The sequence below is a fragment of the Caballeronia sp. genome (assembly GCF_049581465.1).
In the GTDB taxonomy this organism is placed as follows: Bacteria; Pseudomonadota; Gammaproteobacteria; order Burkholderiales; family Burkholderiaceae; genus Caballeronia.
In genome coordinates this window covers 1-2,843 of record NZ_JBAUSA010000378.1, presented here as the reverse complement: position 1 = coordinate 2,843, position 2,843 = coordinate 1, and the positions used below count along the sequence as shown (strand labels likewise).

Annotated in this window: 3 protein-coding genes; 2 read left to right on the top strand and 1 reads right to left on the bottom strand. The window is 60.7% G+C overall.

All coding sequences use genetic code 11. The features are described 5' to 3' along the window. Nucleotides 1–423 (bottom strand): MASE4 domain-containing protein (locus tag WCA53_RS09410; RefSeq protein ID WP_423908360.1); only part of this gene is annotated, 423 nt, incomplete at its 3' end. Nucleotides 424–804: 381 nt separating this feature from the next. On the opposite strand from WCA53_RS09410, the gene WCA53_RS09405 reads away from it, so the two are divergent. Then, nucleotides 805–1,602: a substrate-binding periplasmic protein gene (locus WCA53_RS09405; RefSeq protein WP_423908358.1), complete on the top strand. Its 798-nt coding sequence runs from the start codon at nucleotides 805–807 to the stop codon at nucleotides 1,600–1,602. Next, nucleotides 1,599–2,843 (top strand): CHASE domain-containing protein (locus tag WCA53_RS09400; protein ID WP_423908356.1); only part of this gene is annotated, 1,245 nt, incomplete at its 3' end. The genes WCA53_RS09405 and WCA53_RS09400, both read left to right, overlap by 4 nt.

The following is a 2,843-nucleotide window of genomic DNA, read 5'->3' as shown; positions in this document are numbered from 1 at the left end:
GCTTTGAGGACCGGCGCCGAGCAAACCAGTCGCTGAGAACACGCCGGGGAAGACCAGCAACTGAATTGCCACGGTCATCGCCGTGTAGGCGTAGACACCCGCCAGCGCGGCCAGGAAGGCCTGGCGGGTAATCAGGAACTGCGTCCACAGCAGGTAAGCGGTCAGGCCTTCGGTCGCGAACACGGCCATGGAGAACAGCGGCAGGAACGGCGCGATCGCCGGTGCAGCGACATGCGCCACCGGCAGCACGGCAAGCACGACACACAGGATGAACCCGGCGACCGCGCACGCCGCGAGGCGGTGAAGGCGGCTGACCGCCAGATTCATGATGCTGCTCTGCATGCTGTGCTTGACCAGAGTGACAGGATGGTGAAAGGCGTTGGCCGCGGTCGCGGGCGTCATCGCAGCGTAGTGACCACGCATTCTATCGGCTCACCGGCGTTTAGCCATCCATAATCTGCCCCCTCGCATTGGTGATGTCAGTTATCCTTACCATGTGAAAACGTTTCCGCCGGGCTGCGCCGCCGGTAAGGTTTCGGCGTATTTGCCGTCTAGGCAATCGTTTGCTTTGTTCGCTCGGCCAAGTCAACGCCAGGCGGCGATTCAACCCACCGGGAAAATCCGTTCGAAAAAATGCAGATGTCCCTAAAGAACGGCAGGGCGCTGCCGATAATACGCGTGGAGTCCTTTTGCATCGAATGCTTCCGATGACTAAACACGCCATCAAGATCGACGTAAACAAAGAGTGCTGTACCTTAGTCACCCTTAGTCACCCTTAGTCACCTCTTCCACCATGGAGACGCTGTGATCCGACACGGTCTTGGCTGCTTGCTGCTTATGCTGTGCTGCCTTGGGAGCGCATTTGCGGCCGGTCCCGACTGTTCGCGTCCATTCACGCTCGCGCTGCACGATCACGGTCTGCTCTACTCCTCGGACACCGACACCGGCATCGACAAGGACTTCGCCGAGGAACTGATTCGCCGCAGCGGCTGCAAGGTCGCTGTCAGCCTCATGTCGCGCGCCCGTATTTGGCAACTGATCGAGTCCGGCGCACTGGATTTCAGCCTGTCGGGCATCGCGAACGAGGAACGCAACCGGTACGCCTCGTTCGCCTGGTACTTCAGCAACAAATATTATTTGCTGGTGCGCAAGGATTCGGGCATACGCCAGTTGGCCGATTTCGAGCACGGCGATCCGTTTCAACTCGGTGTCATTCGCAGCTTTCGCTATAGCCCCGCCGCCAACAGTCTGGTCGACAATCTGGCCGCGGCCAATCGCGTCACCCAGGCGGGCGGCCTGGACCCGTTGTATCAGGCGCTGATCCTGCGACGCATCCAGGGGATGATCATGGAGCCCTTCGATTACCCCGCCCTGGATGAAAAGAAGATCCGCGACTTGACCCGGGTCATCGAATTCAACGATCCCTCCGTACCCCACGGTCTCATCATGTCGAAAAAAGCGCTGTCCGCGGGTGAGCAGGATAAGTGGCGCGCGCTGGTGAATGACATGCGTGCAGATGGAACCGTCCGGCGGATTTTCCAGAAGTATTTCAAACCCGACCTCGCCAATTCCCTGGTCGATTTCAAGGCGCCCCCATCTTGACCTGGGCACGCCTGATCCTGTTGCCCTTACTGATCTTGTCCGCCGCGCTCGGCGTGACCTGGGTCGTTTGGGATCACGAACGGCAAGCCGCCCGCAATGAATTGCTGTCCCAATTCAACTTCTCGATGGGCGATGCCGCTAGCCGCGTCGAACAGCGCATGGCAGCCTACGAGCAGACGCTGCGCGGCGCGCAGGCGCTGTTCGCCGCCACCGGCGCAATGGATCGCGATAATTTCCGCGACTACGTGGATGCGCTCAATCTGGACGCCAACTTCTCCGGCATCCAGGCCATCGGGGTTGTCACGTGGATACCTTCGACAAGCAAGGATGCCCACGTCGCCGCCATGCATCAATACGGTTTCGTTGACTACATTATCCGCCCCGCGGGCTCGCGCGAAAACTACGCGCCTATCGTCCAGCGCGAACCGTATATTGGCCGCAATCAAGCACCGCTTGGCTTTGACGCCTGGGCCGACCCCGTGCGGCGGCTTGCCATGGAGAAGGCGCGCGATTCTGGCATGGCGGCGATTTCGGGGAAGGTCAAATTGGCCGTGGATTCAGAGGCCGACGCACAACCCGGTTTCATCATGTATCTGCCGATCTACACCCGGGGCCAGCCGCTGAATAGCGTTGCTCAGCGCAGGGCGCATCTGGTCGGTTGGGTCTACGCGTCTTTTCGCATGAGCGACGTGATCGCCAGCCTTTACGGCGAGCAGTCACCCGGCCTCGCTTTGGCCATCTACGACGGCGTCGAACCCTCCGCTGCGGCACTTCTGTACCGCTTTCCTGACGGGGGCGGCCAGCGGTTGCCCTCAGCTATTCGGGCCAACGAGTACCTGGTCGTCGCGGGACATGACTGGACGCTCTCGATGACCGCCCGCAAGGACTTCAAGGCGCGCTTCGGCCGTAACGCTGAAATGCTGATCGCGGGCACCGGCACCGGGCTCAGCTTTCTCCTCGCGCTGCTCGCCTGGCTAACGATGACCGGCCGTGGCCGCGCCATGCGTCTCGCCTCCAGCATGACGCGCGAGTTGCGCGAGAGCGAGGAGAAATTCCGCGCGATTGCCGATTGCACGGTCAACTGGGAAATCTGGTGGGGACTGGATGGCGAGCCGCGCTGGATCAATCCATCGGTCAAGGAATACATTGGATATACCGTCGATGAGTGCATGGCAATGCCCGACTTCGTCGGCACGGTGATCTACTCTGAGGATGTGCCCCGTGTCGCACCTGAGTTGCTG